This is a genomic window from Pantoea sp. MBD-2R (assembly GCF_039134845.1).
In the GTDB taxonomy this organism is placed as follows: Bacteria; Pseudomonadota; Gammaproteobacteria; order Enterobacterales; family Enterobacteriaceae; genus Erwinia.
Window position 1 is genome coordinate 955156 of sequence record NZ_CP152417.1, and the last position, 15419, is coordinate 970574.

A 15419-nucleotide genomic window follows, 5' to 3' on the forward strand; every position below is an offset into this window, starting at 1 on the left:
CGTGATTGATGAAACTGCTGTTATCCACCCCAGTTCCGTGATTGAAGAGGGCGCCGTAATTGGCGCTCGCGTTCATATCGGACCTTTCTGTTTCATTGGCGCTAACGTTGAGATTGGTGAAGGCACCGTCCTCAAATCTCACGTGGTGGTTAATGGTCATACCCGGATTGGTAAAGACAATACCATTTACCAGTTCGCCACCATTGGTGAAGCGAACCAGGATCTGAAGTATGCCGGTGAACCGACTCGCGTTGAAGTTGGCGACCGCAACAGCATCCGTGAAAGCGTGACCATCCACCGTGGCACGTCACAGGCTGACGGACTGACGAAAGTCGGCAGCGATAACTTGCTGATGGTGAACGCTCATATTGCGCATGACTGCGTGATCGGCGACCGCTGTATCCTTGCCAACAACGCCACGTTGGGCGGCCACGTTACGGTGGATGATTTTGCCATTATCGGCGGCATGACAGCAGTTCATCAGTTCTGCATTATCGGCGCGCACGTAATGATTGGCGGCTGCTCCGGTGTTGCGCAGGACGTACCACCGTTTGTCATCGCTCAGGGTAACCACGCGACGCCATTTGGCATCAACCTGGTTGGCCTGCAGCGTCGCGGCTTCAGCAAAGAAGCGCTGCATGCAATTCGTAACGCTTATAAAGTGCTCTACCGCAGCGGTAAAACGCTGGACGACGCGAAGCCGGAAATTGCCGACATTGCGCGTGAGCATCCTGAAGTCCAGCCGTTCTTCGATTTCTTTGCCCGCTCGACGCGGGGTTTGATTCGTTAACTCATGCCGCAGCCATTAACGATAGCCCTGGTCGCCGGAGAAACCTCCGGCGATATTCTTGGTGCCGGTCTTATTCGTGCGCTCAGGGAAAAGCATCCCGACACGCGTTTTGTTGGCGTCGCGGGACCGCTGATGCAGGCAGAAGGCTGCGAAGCCTGGTATGAGATGGAAGAGCTGGCGGTCATGGGCGTGGTGGAAGTGTTGGAGCGTCTGCCGCGCCTGTTAAAAATCCGTCGCGATTTGACACGTCGGTTCAGCGAGCTGAAGCCGGATGTGTTTGTCGGCATCGATGCCCCCGATTTCAATATTACCCTTGAGGGAAGACTGAAGCAGCGTGGTATCCGTACCATTCACTATGTCAGTCCTTCCGTCTGGGCGTGGCGCCAGAAGCGCGTATTCAAAATTGGTCGTGCTACCGATCTGGTGCTGGCATTCCTGCCGTTTGAAAAAGCGTTTTACGATCGTTTTAACGTTCCCTGTCGCTTTATCGGCCATACCATGGCGGACAGCATGCCCATTGAGCCCGACAAGCGTGCCGCGCGTCAGGAGCTGGGTATCGCCGACGGCATTCCGTGCCTGGCGTTATTGCCCGGCAGCCGCAGTGCGGAAGTGGAAATGCTGAGCGGTGATTTTCTGCGAACGGCAGCGCTGTTGCGGAAAAAGTGGCCCGATCTTGAGATCGTCGTGCCGCTGGTTAATCCACGTCGTCGTGAGCAGTTCGAGAAGATTAAAGCGGAAGTCGCGCCTGATTTGCCGATGCACCTGCTGGATGGCAAAGGCCGCGCCGCGATGATTGCCAGCGATGCAGCGCTGCTGGCCTCAGGCACGGCAGCGCTGGAGTGTATGCTGGCAAAATGCCCGATGGTGGTCGGCTATCGCATGAAGCCGTTTACTTTCTGGCTGGCGAAGCGGCTGGTGAAAACCGATTACGTTTCGCTACCGAATTTGCTGGCCGGCCGCGAACTGGTTAAAGAGCTGTTGCAGGATGAGTGTCAGCCGGCGTTACTGGCGGCGGCGCTGGAACCTTTGCTGGCGCAAGGGGAACCCCGCGATCGGCTGCTGGCGACCTTCACTGAATTACATCATCAAATCCGCTGGAACGCGGATGAGCAGGCCGCTGCCGCCGTACTGGAGTTGTGTGAATGAGTTTTATCTATCCTCAGGCTACCCTTATAGCAGGCGTGGACGAAGTGGGTCGCGGCCCGCTGGTGGGTGCCGTAGTGACTGCTGCGGTGATCCTCGATCCGGCAAGGCCGATTATCGGTCTGGCAGACTCTAAAAAATTGTCAGAAAAGCGCCGCCTGGCGCTATTTGATGAAATCAAAGAGAAAGCCCTGAGCTGGAGCCTGGGGCGTGCCGAGCCGGAAGAGATCGATCGGCTAAACATCCTGCATGCCACCATGCTGGCAATGCAGCGTGCGGTGGCCGGCCTGGCGCTTACGCCCGACTTCGTATTGATTGATGGTAATCGCTGTCCGGCTCTGCCAATGCCTTCACAGGCGGTAGTTAAAGGCGATAGCCTGGTAGCTGAGATCAGCGCCGCCTCAATTATTGCGAAAGTGACACGCGATCGCGAAATGGCCGAGCTGGATCTGTTGTTCCCGGAATACGGTTTCGCGCAGCATAAAGGTTATCCAACCGCGCTGCATATGGAGAAGCTGGCGAAGCATGGTGCGACGGTGCATCATCGCCGCAGCTTTGCGCCCGTACGCAATGCGCTACTGGATGCTGACGTCATCGCGGCGGCAGCAACCCAACCTTAGTTTTTATCCTTCAGCCTTAAGCGGAATCAGAGATGGCCGAGCCTCGTTTTATTCATTTACGCGTACACAGCGACTACTCCATGGTAGATGGACTAGCCAAAACTGCTCCGTTGGTGAAAAAAGCGGCGTCGCTGGGAATGCCTGCGATTGCCATTACCGACTTCACCAATCTTTGCGGGCTGGTGAAGTTTTATGGTGCGGCACATGGGCAGGGCGTTAAGCCGATTATCGGTGCTGATTTCAACGTTGCCAGTGAGGCAATGGGCGATGAGCTGTCGCAGCTCACCATTCTCGCAGCCGACAATACGGGCTATCAGAATCTGACTCTGCTGATTTCCCGCTCTTACCAGCGTGGTTACGGCCCGGCTGGCCCGGTTATCGACAGAGACTGGCTGATTGAGCTGAATGAAGGTTTGATCCTGCTTTCCGGTGGGCGCCGGGGTGATGTCGGCCAGATGCAGCTGCGCGGCAACCATGCGCAGGTAGCGGAGTGCCTGGGCTTTTACCAGCAGTATTTCCCGGATCGCTACTATCTGGAACTTATCCGCACCGGGCGGCCGGATGAAGAGAGCTGGCTGCATGCTGCCGTTGAGCTGGCTGTCGCTCAAGGCATCCCGGTCGTGGCGACCAATGAGGTTTGCTTCCTTGAAGAGAGCGACTTCGACGCGCACGAAATCCGCGTAGCCATTCACGATGGCTTTACGCTGGACGATCCAAAACGTCCGCGCCTTTACAGTCCTCAGCAATATCTGCGCACCGAGGAAGAGATGTGTGAGCTGTTCTCAGACATCCCCGAAGCGCTGGCTAACAGCGTAGAGATTGCTAAGCGCTGTAACGTGACCATTCGTCTTGGCGAATACTTCCTGCCGCAGTTCCCAACCGGGGAAATGACCACGGAAGACTTCCTGGTGATGAAATCGAAGGAAGGGCTGGAAGAGCGTCTCGAATTTTTGTTTCCCGATCCAGAAGTCCGCCTGCAAAAGCGGCCTGAGTATGATGAACGTCTGGATATCGAACTTAATGTTATCAACCAGATGGGCTTCCCTGGCTACTTCCTGATCGTGATGGAGTTCATCCAGTGGTCGAAGGATAACGACGTGCCGGTGGGGCCGGGACGTGGCTCAGGTGCCGGTTCGCTGGTGGCCTACGCGCTGAAAATCACCGACCTCGATCCGCTGGAGTTTGACCTGCTGTTCGAACGTTTCCTTAACCCGGAACGTGTATCCATGCCCGACTTCGACGTCGATTTCTGTATGGAAAAGCGCGACCTGGTGATTGAACACGTGGCCGAGATGTATGGCCGAAAAGCGGTTTCGCAGATTATCACCTTCGGTACGATGGCGGCGAAAGCGGTTATCCGCGACGTAGGCCGTGTGCTGGGTCATCCGTATGGTTTTGTCGATCGCATCTCCAAGCTGGTTCCGCCCGATCCCGGCATGACGCTGGAAAAAGCCTTCGCCGCTGAGCCGCAGCTGCCTGAAATTTACGAAGCGGACGAAGAAGTTAAAGCGCTGATCGATATGGCGCGCAAGCTGGAAGGCGTCACGCGTAACGCCGGCAAGCACGCTGGCGGCGTGGTTATCGCGCCAACGCAGATCACCGATTTTGCCCCGCTCTATTGCGACGAAAACGGCAACCATCCGGTAACCCAGTTCGACAAGAACGACGTGGAATACGCCGGACTGGTGAAGTTCGACTTCCTCGGCCTGCGTACGCTGACCATCATCGACTGGGCACTGGAAATGATTAACGCCCGCCGCAAAAGGCAGGGCGAAGCGCCAATCGATATTGCTGCGATTCCGCTGGACGATAAAAAAAGTTTCGATATGCTACAGCGCTCCGAAACGACGGCGGTATTCCAGCTTGAATCGCGCGGCATGAAGGATCTGATTAAGCGTCTGAAGCCGGACTGCTTTGAAGATATGATCGCACTGGTGGCATTGTTCCGTCCGGGGCCGTTGCAGTCGGGCATGGTAGATAACTTCATTGACCGTAAGCACGGCCGTGAAGCGATCTCTTATCCGGATATTCAGTGGCAGCACGAGTCCCTGAAGCCGGTGCTGGAACCGACCTATGGCATCATCCTGTACCAGGAACAGGTTATGCAGATAGCCCAGGTGCTGGCGGGTTACAGCCTGGGCGGCGCGGATATGCTGCGTCGTGCAATGGGTAAAAAGAACCCGGTTGAGATGGCCAAGCAGCGCGGCGGCTTTGAAGACGGGGCGAAATCGCGCGGCGTTGACGGCGAGCTGGCGATCAAAATCTTCGACCTGGTGGAGAAATTCGCCGGTTACGGCTTTAACAAATCGCACTCGGCCGCTTATGCGCTGGTTTCTTACCAGACGCTGTGGCTGAAAGCGCACTATCCGGCCGAATTCATGGCGGCAGTAATGACGGCCGATATGGATAACACCGAAAAAGTGGTGGGGCTGGTTGATGAATGCTGGCGGATGGGACTGAAAGTACTGCCGCCAGATATTAACTCGGGCCTTTATCCGTTCCACGTCAATGATGATGGCGAAATCGTTTACGGTATTGGCGCAATCAAAGGCGTGGGCGAAGGTCCGATCGAGGCCATCCTGGAGGCACGTAATAAAGACGGCTATTTCCGCGAGCTGTTCGATCTCTGTGCCCGCACCGAGACCAAAAAGCTTAACCGTCGCGTGCTGGAAAAGCTGATTATGTCGGGCGCCTTTGACCGGCTGGGGCCTCATCGCGCTGCGTTAATGAGTGCGCTAAACGATGCGCTAAAAGCGGCCGATCAGCATGCCAAAGCGGAAGCGATCGGGCAGGCCGATATGTTCGGCGTGCTGGCGGAAGCGCCTGAGCAGATTGAACAATCTTACGCTGACGTACCCCGCTGGCCGGAACAAATCCAGCTTGATGGCGAAAGAGAAACATTAGGGCTTTACTTAACCGGGCACCCGATCAATCAGTATCTGAAAGAGATCGAGCGCTATGTTGGAGGAATGCGCCTGAAAGACATGCACCCGACCGAACGTGGCAAAATGACCATGGCTGTTGGTCTGGTGGTGGCGGCCCGCGTGATGGTAACAAAACGCGGTAACCGGATTGGTATCTGTACGCTGGACGACCGTTCCGGTCGTCTGGAAGTCATGTTATTCACAGATGCATTAGACAAGTTCCAGCATTTGCTGGAAAAAGACCGTATCCTGATCGTCAGCGGACAGGTCAGCTTCGATGACTTCAGCGGCGGCCTTAAAATGACCGCTCGCGATGTGATGGACATTGATGAAGCTCGCGAAAAATATGCACGCGGGCTTGCTATCTCGCTGACGGACAGGCAAATTGATGACCAGCTTTTAAACCGTCTCCGTCAATCCCTGGAACCTTATCGTTCGGGGACTATTCCGGTACATCTCTATTATCAGAGAGAAGATGCGCGGGCGAAGTTGCGCTTCGGTGCAGCGTGGCGCGTATCACCCAGCGATCGTTTATTAAATGAATTGCGATCGCTGATAGGGTCGGAGCAGGTGGAACTGGAGTTTGACTAAAACAGGAATATTATGAGTCTTAATTACCTGGATTTCGAACAGCCAATCGCAGAACTTGAAGCGAAAATTGATTCGCTGAAGTCGGTTGGCCGTCAGGATGAAAAACTGGATATTAATCTGGATGAAGAGATTCAGCGTCTGCGCGAAAAAAGCGTAGAGCTGACGCGGAAGATCTTCGCCGATTTAGGTGCATGGCAGATCGCCCAGCTGGCGCGTCATCCTTTGCGTCCCTATACGCTGGACTATGTCCGCAACGTGTTTACCGATTTTGACGAGCTGGCAGGCGATCGCGCCTATGCAGATGATAAAGCCATTGTTGGCGGTATCGCTCGTCTGGAAGGTCGCCCGGTGATGATCATTGGTCATCAGAAGGGTCGCGAAACCAAAGAAAAAATTCGTCGTAACTTCGGTATGCCAGCACCAGAAGGCTACCGTAAGGCACTGCGTCTGATGGAAATGGCCGAGCGTTTTAACATGCCGATCATCACCTTTATCGATACGCCGGGTGCTTATCCAGGCGTGGGCGCGGAAGAGCGCGGACAAAGCGAGGCTATCGCACGCAACCTGCGTGAGATGTCTGGCCTGACCGTGCCGGTCATCTGTACCGTTATCGGTGAAGGCGGCTCCGGCGGCGCGCTGGCTATCGGCGTGGGCGATAAAGTGAACATGCTGCAGTACAGCACCTACTCGGTGATTTCACCGGAAGGCTGTGCGTCGATTCTGTGGAAAAGCGCTGATAAAGCACCGCTGGCTGCCGAAGCGATGGGCATCATTGCTCCTCGTCTGAAAGAGCTGAAACTGATTGATACGGTGATCCCTGAGCCACTGGGCGGCGCGCATCGCAACCCGCTGGCAATTGGTGAATCGATGAAAGCGCAGCTGCTGGCCGATCTGGCCGAGCTGGATGTGCTGACCAAAGAAGAGTTGCTGGATCGTCGTTATCAGCGTCTGATGAGCTACGGCTACGCTTAAGTTTCTCGTACGCCGTAAGGCGGATTTTGTTGGGTGTTTCACTACAGGATGTAAGTCCACTGGTGAATGACCTGGCGAAATCCGCCTTTTTTATTGCCTGTCGATCTGTAAAAAGCCAGACAGATCAAATTTCCGGACATTTTTTCTTGCTCAACATGCCGATGCCGTTTTTGATAACAGCGTGCCCGGATGGGGTACGCTTTTGTTAAAAGGAACAGGTATGGGACATTACGAAATACGGAAATCAACGAAGCTAACGGATCAGCCCTGGTATTTTGTGCTGGTAGCCAGTAATCACGAAATCATCGCCACCAGCGAGATGTATGCCAGCAAACAAGGCGCGGAGAACGGAATAAAATCGGTTCGTTCCAATGCGCCTTCACAAGACGTAAGAGATAAGACCTAAGTAAAGCGAGGCGGGGTACCTCCGCCTCTTGCTCCCCGGTAAGGATCCACGGTGCTCCGAATGAGATACACTTTACCGGTGACGACCTTCAGGGCAGGTTTTGACCTGGCCGTACAGCCACCGATCCCGAATTTTTCCCGGCGAAGCGGCATTATTCGCTATGCTTACTCCTTGCCGTAATTTTACCAGGAGTCAGTATTGAATATCATCGCGATCATGGGGCCGCAGAACGCTTTCTATAAGGATGAACCCATCCGTGAACTGGATGGCGCGCTCCGCAGCCAGGGATTCCAGACCATCTACCCAAAAGATGCCAACGATCTGCTGAAGTTAATTGAACATAACCCTCGCATTTGCGGCGTCGTTTTTGACTGGGATGAATACAGCCTGGATCTGTGCAGCGAAATTAATCAGCTGAACGAGTACCTGCCGCTCTACGCCTTTATTAACACCCATTCCACCATGGATGTCAGCATCAACGAGATGCGCATGGCAATCTGGTTCTTTGAATATGCTCTGGCGGCCGCCGATGATATCGCCCAGCGCATCCGTCAGTACACCGATGAATACATCGATACCATTACGCCGCCGCTGACTAAAGCGTTGTTCAGCTATGTCAAAGAAGGTAAATACACCTTCTGTACGCCAGGACATATGGCCGGCACCGCCTTTCAGAAAAGCCCGGTGGGCAGCCTGTTTTACGACTTTTATGGGGCGAATACGCTTAAAGCAGACGTTTCCATCTCCGTAACGGAGCTGGGTTCGCTACTGGATCACACCGGCCCGCATCTTGAAGCTGAAGAGTATGTGGCGCGCACCTTTGGCGCGGAACAGAGCTACATGGTCACAAACGGCACGTCCACTTCGAATAAAATTGTGGGAATGTATGCCGCAGCGGCGGGAAGCACGGTACTGATCGACCGCAACTGTCATAAGTCACTCACGCACTTACTGATGATGAGCGATATCATCCCGATTTGGCTTAAGCCGACCCGTAACGCGCTTGGCATACTCGGTGGTATCCCGAAGCGGGAATTCACAGAAGAGAGTATCTCGCTCAAGGTTGCCCAAACCGAACGCGCCAGCTGGCCGGTGCATGCGGTGATCACCAACTCGACTTACGATGGCTTGCTCTATAACACGCAGTACATCAAAGAGACGCTGCCCGTTCCCTCAATCCATTTTGATTCAGCCTGGGTGCCGTATACCAATTTTCACCCAATTTATAACGGCCTCAGCGGCATGAGCGGTGAGCGCACGCCGGGTAAGGTCATCTACGAAACGCAGTCGACGCACAAACTTTTGGCGGCCTTCTCCCAGGCTTCACTGATCCACATTAAAGGCGATTACGACGAGCAAACCTTTAATGAGGCCTACATGATGCACACGACAACTTCGCCCAACTACTCCATCGTGGCGTCGATTGAAACGGCGGCGGCGATGCTGCGGGGGAATCCGGGCAAACGCCTGATAAATCGTTCTGTAGAACGCGCACTGCATTTCCGCCGGGAAGTTCAGCGTCTGCGGGAAGAGTCGGAAGGGTGGTTCTTTGATATCTGGCAGCCGGAAGGTGTTGAAGATCCTGAATGCTGGCCGATCCAGCCTGGCGAGGAGTGGCATGGGTTCGCCGATGCCGATGCCGATCATATGTATCTGGATCCCATTAAAGTCACCATTCTGACGCCGGGTATGAGCGAGCAGGGGATGATGAGCGAAGAGGGAATTCCGGCTGCGCTGGTGGCGAAATATCTGGATGAACGCGGCATCGTGGTCGAAAAGACCGGGCCTTATAACCTGCTTTTTCTGTTTAGTATCGGCATCGATAAAACGAAAGCAATGAGCGTGCTGCGCGGGCTGACTGAGTTTAAGCGTTCTTACGATCTGAATCTGCGGGTAAAAAACATGCTGCCGGATCTCTACGCGGAAGATCCCGATTTTTATCGCAACATGCGTATTCAGACGCTGGCGCAGGGGATCCATACGCTGATCCGTCAACACGATCTGCCACGACTGATGTTACAGGCTTTCGACACCCTGCCTGAAATGAAAATGACGCCGCACCAGATGTTCCAGCAGCAGGTGAAAGGCAATGTGGAAACGGTCGATATCAGCGAGCTGGTTGGGCGGGTTTCAGCCAATATGATCCTGCCTTATCCGCCGGGTGTTCCGGTGGTCATGCCTGGTGAGATGATTACCGAAGAGAGCCGCGCGGTATTGGATTTCCTGCTGATGCTCTGCACCATTGGCCGACATTATCCCGGCTTTGAAACCGATATCCACGGCGCGAAACTGACCGAAGAAGGGCAATATCTGGTGCGCGTTCTAAAAGCGTAGTTCCTTCTGCTATTGTCGGCGACGGCGACTCTGCGTAAGGTAGCGCAGGGAAGCAATCATTGAGGAATCACCATGTTAGGTATTAAGCAGGTTCACCACATCGCTATTATTGCCAGCCGCTATGAGACCAGTAAGGCGTTTTACTGCGACGTTCTGGGCTTTACGCTGATGGGCGAAGTGTATCGGGAACAGCGGGATTCATGGAAAGGCGATCTGGCACTGAACGGCCAGTACACCATTGAGCTGTTTTCCTTTCCGTTTCCGCCCGCCCGGACAAACAATCCTGAAGCCTGTGGCCTGCGTCATCTGGCGTTTAGCGTCGCCGATATTGATGCCGCTAAAGCGCATCTGGAAGAGAAAGGTGTGGTTTGCGAAGCCATTCGCGTCGATCCGGTAACGGACAAGCGCTTTACCTTCTTCTTTGATCCGGATGGTTTGCCGCTGGAGCTCTATCAGGCGTAAAATAGCGCCTTACCGATCCGGCCGATGATGGCCGGATCGCCTCAGCCGTGGAACGATCATGTCACTGCTTCATCTTCAACAGCATCTTGTCGGGCAGAAACGCCTGCTGGTAGCCTACAGCGGCGGGCTGGACTCCAGCGTATTGCTGCATCAGCTGGTCTGCTTGCGCCAGTCCGATCCGCGCCTGCATCTGCGGGCAATTCATATCCACCATGGCCTGAATCCGCTGGCGGAGAGTTGGGTTGCCCACTGTCAGCAACAGTGCGCCGAATGGCAGGTTCCTCTTACCGTGCTCAGAGTCAGCGTGGACGGACGCAAAAAAGGTATCGAAGCGGCAGCCAGAGAGGCTCGCTACCAGGCATTTCGCTGCCATTTGCAGGATGGCGAAAGCCTGGTGACTGCCCAGCATCTGGACGATCAGTGCGAAACTCTGCTGCTGGCGTTAAAAAGGGGAAGCGGTCCGGCGGGCCTGGCGGGCATGCCGTCGGTCGCCCGGTCGGGAACATATCAGCATCTGCGGCCCTTGCTTTCGCAAACCCGGCACCAGCTGGAAAGCTGGGCCGCGGAATACGCTTTGCGGTGGATCGAGGACGACAGCAATCAGGACACGCGTTACGACCGTAATTTCCTGCGCCAGACAATTATTCCACAGCTGAGCCTGCGCTGGCCGCACTTCTCCCAGGCCGTTTCCCGTAGCGCCGCGCTTTGTGGCGAGCAGGAGCAACTGCTGGATGAGCTGCTGGCCGAGTCGCTGGCCGAGCTGCTGGACGATCGGGGCGCGCTGGCCATTGCGCCGCTGGAAAAGATGAGTGAAGCGAGGCGAGGTGCACTGCTGCGTCGCTGGGTCAGGCACCATCAGGGGCTGATGCCAGCAAAAGATGCGCTCTCGCGGATCTGGCGGGAAGTTGCCTGTAGCCGTGAAGATGCGGAGCCGCGTTTGCAGCTTGGCAACGTTGAGGTGCGTCGTTTTCGCCAGCGGCTCTACTGGCTGGCAATAACCGAGCCGGTGCGCGATAAAATCATCGACTGGCCTTTGTCGGAAACCTCGCTGGCGTTGCCTGCGCAGATGGGCAAGCTGGTTCGTTGGGATAAAAGCGCTGGCGATCGGACAACAACGCGTAATGAGCCTGTCTGTACAGATACGATTCGAGCACCTGTTGCCGGAGAAACCGTCAGTATCCGCTTTCAGGCGCAGGGAAAATTGCATATTGTTGGCCGTGTCGGCAGCCGGCCGCTCAAAAAACTCTGGCAGGAACTGGGTGTTCCGCCATGGCTGCGTGAGCGTACGCCACTTATTTTTTATGGCGATCGCCTGATCGCCGCACTGGGCGTCTTCGTTACCCGTGAAGGCGATCCTTCTGAACAACCTTGCTGGCAAGTTTGCTGGCAACATAACGAGCAAGCGTCATGAAATATATAACAGGGCCGCTGCTACTGCTGGCGGTAATAAGTCTGCCGGTACTGGCAGAGGGCAATGTGCAGGCTGGCCAACAGAAAGCCGCAAGCTGTCAGGGATGTCATGGTAAGGAAGGTAAAGCATCGGTTGGGCTTTATCCCAATCTGGCCGGGCAGAATGCTGCCTATCTGGAACAGGCATTACATGCTTATAAAAAAGGGGAGCGCAGCGCGGGTCAGGCGGCCGTAATGAATGCCTTTGTAGCAGGATTAAGCGATGAAGATATGGCGGATTTGTCGGCTTACTATGCCAGCCTGAAGTGAGATAAGGGGCGGAATTGCTTCCGCCCATGACGGTCAATCAGATTCGCTGACAACGACAGTACCCAACTCGGGATGGGTGAAGCTGGCTATATGGTCCAGGCGGAGTTCGCGCGTTTCACCGGACAGATCGACAGCCAGATACTCCACGTTTTTGCGTGACACCATATCCAGCGCCCGTGCTTTCAGCTGCTCGCCGTTTTTCAGCGCCAGCGCCAGCGTCCACTGTTTTTGACAGGCGAGTTCCAGGTTGTCGTAATCATCGCAGTTGATCGGTTTGTAGGCTTCATTCGTCAACATAATCGCTCACCAATAAGTTTGCAGCAGCGTAAGCTGCCTGTTCCCTGATTGAAGAGTGTAGCTCAGGATTTGCGGCTACCTCGTTCAATACTTTCAAAACGCAGGCTATTGCGTCCGGCACGTATCCCAGGTCACCGCTGCCGATTTCGGCATACTTGCGGCGAACTAATTCACAGTAATCCACATGCACCTCAAGCGTTTTCTTTGGCGATTTAACGACTATAACACAGGATTTTGCGTGAAATCAGCTTGTCGAAGGGTGATTTGCTGTGTCAACAGGTTACAATGACCGCCGATAATTTTAAGGATCTCTATGGCACTCAAAGCGACCATCTATAAAGCAACGGTGAACGTTGCCGATATGGACAGAAATGTGTTTATCGACAGCAATCTGACGCTGGCTCGTCATCCTTCCGAAACGGAAGAGCGGCTGATGCTGCGGCTGGTGGCGTGGCTGGTTAATGCGCATGAACGTCTGGTCTTCACTCGTGGCTTAAGCGCGGAAGACGAGCCGGAAATCTGGCTGATGAACGACCATAACGGTATTGAAGTCTGGGTGGAGCTTGGCCTGCCGGACGAACGTCGGGTCAAAAAAGCCTGCAACCGCTCCGCCAGCGTTTATCTCTACTGTTATAACGCGCGTGCCGCGCAAATCTGGTGGCAGCAGAATCAAAATAAACTGGCCCAGCAGGATAACCTGACCGTACGCTTCATTGATGACGAGCAGCTGAAAGCATTGACGCAGCTGGCTTCGCGCTCGATGAATCTACAGGCAACCATGCAGGACGGTACGCTTTGGCTCTCTGATGAGCAGAACCATATTGAGCTGCGCTTTACCGACTGGCTGATTAACGGCAAGCTGGCATGATTGTGCTGTCACGCAATGCCACCATTCAGGACAGCGAGCTGGAAATTACGGCGATCAGAGCGCAGGGAAATGGCGGTCAAAACGTTAATAAAAGCTCTACGGCGATCCATCTCAGGTTTGATATCCGTGCCTCAAGCCTGCCGGAATTTTACAAAGAGCGTTTGCTCGCCGCCAGCCATCATTTGATCACCCCGGAAGGGATAGTGATTATCAAAGCGCAGGAATACCGTAGTCAGGAAATGAATCGCGAAGCGGCGCTAAAGCGGCTGGAAAATCTGATTCAGGAACTGACGGTGGTGGAGAAAACCCGACGGGCCACACGGCCAACGCTGGCCTCGAAAAAACGGCGTCTGGAAGGGAAAGCGCGCAAGGCATCGACCAAGGCGATGCGGGGGAAAATGCGGGGCGTGCAGGACTAATCTGCCGGCGGTCGGTTCGGGTGTAAGGAAACAGGCAGGGAAGGCTCATGCTGAACCAGCGGATGTGACTCGCCACATCAGAACGTTAAAGCAGCGGCGGACTTCGTCCGCCGCCCTGGCGTTAACCTTTGATTTCGCTTACCAGGAAATCGAGGATTTCACCGGTTTTAATCATGCGTTTTTCACCTGCGCGACGAGATTTGTACTCAATCTCTTCGCTGTCGAGGTTACGATCGCCGATTACGATGGTGTGCGGCACGCCAATCAATTCCATATCGGCAAACATCACGCCTGGGCGCTCTTTACGATCGTCCAGAATGACCTCAATCCCTTTAGCACGCAGCTGTTCATACAGCGCTTCTGCCAGCTCTTTCACGCGGAAAGATTTGTGCATATTCATCGGCAGGATGGCAACCTGGAACGGTGCCAGCGCGTCAGGCCAGATAATACCGCGGTCGTCATGGTTCTGCTCGATTGCTGCGGCCACGATACGGGTGATACCAATTCCGTAGCAGCCCATCGTCAGCGTCTGATTGCGGCCATCTTCACCCTGAACCGAGGCTTTCATCGCTTCGGAATACTTGGTGCCGAGCTGGAAGATATGTCCCACTTCGATACCGCGTTTGATCAGCAGCGTACCTTTACCATCCGGGCTGGCGTCGCCTTCCACAACGTTGCGAATATCGGCCACGCGCGGTAGCGGCAGATCGCGCTGCCAGTTGATGTTGATGAGATGCTTGTCGTCTTTGTTCGCGCCCGCGCAGAAATCGCTCATGGCGGCAACGGTACGATCAACCACCACGGGCAGCGCCAGACCAACCGGGCCCAGAGAGCCAGGACCCGCGCCCAGTGCGGCACGGATCTCTTCTTCGGTCGCAAAAGTCAGTGGCGCAGCAACGATATCGATTTTTTCAGCTTTCACTTCGTTCAACGCGTGATCGCCACGAACCACCAGGGCAACCAGTGAATGGCCGCTCTCTTCGGTCGCTTTAACCAGCAGCGTTTTAACGGTTTTTTCAATCGGCAGTTTGAACTGCTCGACCAGCGCCGCGATGGTTTTGGCGTTCGGCGTATCGATTTCGCTCATTGGCTGAGTCGCATCGGCACGCACGCCCGCTGGTGCAACCGCTTCTGCCAGCTCCATATTGGCCGCGTAGTCAGATTCGGTAGAGAAGATGATGTCATCTTCACCGCTCTGTGCCAGCACCTGGAACTCATGAGATGCGCTGCCGCCGATTGAGCCGGTATCGGCCTGAACAGCACGGAAATCCAGGCCCATACGGTTAAAGCACTGGCTGTAGGCGCGGTACATATCATCATAAGTCGCCTGCAGAGATTCCTGCGAGGTGTGGAACGAGTAGGCATCCTTCATGATGAACTCACGTGAACGCATAACGCCAAAGCGAGGGCGAACTTCGTCACGGAATTTCGTCTGGATCTGGAAAACGTTCAGCGGCAGCTGCTTGTAAGAACTCAGCTCGTTACGGATCAGGTCGGTGACCACTTCTTCGTGCGTGGGACCTAACACAAAAGGACGGTCGCCGCGATCGGTAATACGCAGCAGTTCAGGGCCATACTGCTCCCAGCGTCCGCTTTCCTGCCACAGATCGGCAGGCTGCACTACCGGCATGGAAATCTCGATTGCACCGGCGTTGGTCATCTCTTCACGCACGATGTTTTCAACTTTTTTCAGTACGCGCAGGCCAGTGGGTAGCCAGGTGTACAGACCGGAGGCCAGTTTACGGATCATCCCGGCGCGCAGCATCAGCTGGTGGCTGATGACTTCGGCGTCGGCAGGCGTCTCCTTCTGAGTGGAGAGCAGATATTGAGTAGTACGCATGAGTTACGATTCCAGTTAAGCAAAACGCTTACAT

15 protein-coding genes are annotated in these 15419 nt (G+C 54.9%); 12 read left to right on the forward strand and 3 right to left on the reverse strand.

Translation table 11 applies throughout. The features are described 5' to 3' along the window. The first annotated feature begins 1 nt into the window (after window position 1). The 10 genes from lpxA (at window position 2) to AAGQ96_RS04340 (ending at window position 11961) form a co-directional block, all read left to right on the forward strand. On the forward strand, window positions 2–790 hold the full coding sequence (lpxA, locus tag AAGQ96_RS04295; protein ID WP_342754938.1) for an acyl-ACP--UDP-N-acetylglucosamine O-acyltransferase: 789 nt from the start codon (window positions 2–4) through the stop codon (window positions 788–790). Between the two features lie 3 nt (window positions 791–793). After that, window positions 794–1936, forward strand: a complete 1143-nt coding sequence (gene lpxB, locus AAGQ96_RS04300; protein ID WP_342754939.1) for a lipid-A-disaccharide synthase — start codon at window positions 794–796, stop codon at window positions 1934–1936. Beyond that, the gene (gene rnhB, locus AAGQ96_RS04305) at window positions 1933–2553 is read left to right on the forward strand and encodes a ribonuclease HII (RefSeq protein WP_147195422.1); all 621 of its coding nucleotides are present in this window, start codon (window positions 1933–1935) and stop codon (window positions 2551–2553) included. Before lpxB ends, rnhB begins: the two co-directional genes overlap by 4 nt. 32 nt (window positions 2554–2585) lie before the next feature. Next, a complete protein-coding gene (gene dnaE, locus AAGQ96_RS04310) occupies window positions 2586–6068 on the forward strand; it encodes a DNA polymerase III subunit alpha (protein ID WP_147195424.1) in 3483 nt (1160 codons plus the stop codon). A 12-nt stretch (window positions 6069–6080) separates the two neighbouring features. Then, window positions 6081–7040 (forward strand): acetyl-CoA carboxylase carboxyl transferase subunit alpha, encoded by a 960-nt coding sequence (gene accA, locus AAGQ96_RS04315; RefSeq protein WP_147195426.1) that lies wholly within the window; start codon window positions 6081–6083, stop codon window positions 7038–7040. A 220-nt stretch (window positions 7041–7260) separates the two neighbouring features. After that, window positions 7261–7446: a YegP family protein gene (locus AAGQ96_RS04320; RefSeq protein WP_147195428.1), complete on the forward strand. Its 186-nt coding sequence runs from the start codon at window positions 7261–7263 to the stop codon at window positions 7444–7446. A gap of 198 nt (window positions 7447–7644) precedes the next feature. Then, the gene (locus tag AAGQ96_RS04325; protein ID WP_147195430.1) at window positions 7645–9780 is read left to right on the forward strand and encodes a lysine decarboxylase LdcC; all 2136 of its coding nucleotides are present in this window, start codon (window positions 7645–7647) and stop codon (window positions 9778–9780) included. Between the two features lie 72 nt (window positions 9781–9852). Then, window positions 9853–10242 (forward strand): VOC family protein, encoded by a 390-nt coding sequence (locus AAGQ96_RS04330; RefSeq protein ID WP_147195432.1) that lies wholly within the window; start codon window positions 9853–9855, stop codon window positions 10240–10242. A 55-nt stretch (window positions 10243–10297) separates the two neighbouring features. After that, window positions 10298–11653, forward strand: coding sequence for a tRNA lysidine(34) synthetase TilS (gene tilS, locus AAGQ96_RS04335; RefSeq protein WP_147195434.1), 1356 nt, complete (start codon window positions 10298–10300; stop codon window positions 11651–11653). After that, window positions 11650–11961: a cytochrome c gene (locus AAGQ96_RS04340; RefSeq protein WP_147195436.1), complete on the forward strand. Its 312-nt coding sequence runs from the start codon at window positions 11650–11652 to the stop codon at window positions 11959–11961. The genes tilS and AAGQ96_RS04340 overlap by 4 nt, the downstream gene beginning before the upstream one ends. Window positions 11962–11994: 33 nt before the next feature. On the opposite strand, the gene rof is transcribed toward AAGQ96_RS04340, so the two are convergent. Both rof and AAGQ96_RS04350 read right to left on the reverse strand, forming a co-directional pair. Beyond that, window positions 11995–12258 (reverse strand): Rho-binding antiterminator, encoded by a 264-nt coding sequence (gene rof / locus AAGQ96_RS04345; RefSeq protein WP_147195438.1) that lies wholly within the window; start codon window positions 12256–12258, stop codon window positions 11995–11997. Continuing rightward, window positions 12245–12442 carry a YaeP family protein gene (locus AAGQ96_RS04350; protein WP_147195439.1) on the reverse strand — a complete coding sequence of 66 codons (198 nt, stop codon included), beginning with the start codon at window positions 12440–12442 and terminating at the stop codon, window positions 12245–12247. Before AAGQ96_RS04350 ends, rof begins: the two co-directional genes overlap by 14 nt. Window positions 12443–12571: 129 nt before the next feature. On the opposite strand from AAGQ96_RS04350, the gene AAGQ96_RS04355 reads away from it, so the two are divergent. Together AAGQ96_RS04355 and arfB are read left to right on the forward strand one after the other, a co-directional pair. Continuing rightward, a complete protein-coding gene (locus AAGQ96_RS04355) occupies window positions 12572–13126 on the forward strand; it encodes a YaeQ family protein (RefSeq protein WP_147195441.1) in 555 nt (184 codons plus the stop codon). Next, window positions 13123–13545 carry an alternative ribosome rescue aminoacyl-tRNA hydrolase ArfB gene (arfB, locus tag AAGQ96_RS04360; protein ID WP_342754941.1) on the forward strand — a complete coding sequence of 141 codons (423 nt, stop codon included), beginning with the start codon at window positions 13123–13125 and terminating at the stop codon, window positions 13543–13545. Before AAGQ96_RS04355 ends, arfB begins: the two co-directional genes overlap by 4 nt. Window positions 13546–13666: 121 nt before the next feature. Here arfB and proS read toward each other — a convergent pair whose 3' ends face one another. After that, window positions 13667–15385 (reverse strand): proline--tRNA ligase, encoded by a 1719-nt coding sequence (gene proS / locus AAGQ96_RS04365; RefSeq protein ID WP_342754942.1) that lies wholly within the window; start codon window positions 15383–15385, stop codon window positions 13667–13669. Between the last annotated feature and the right edge of the window lie 34 nt (window positions 15386–15419).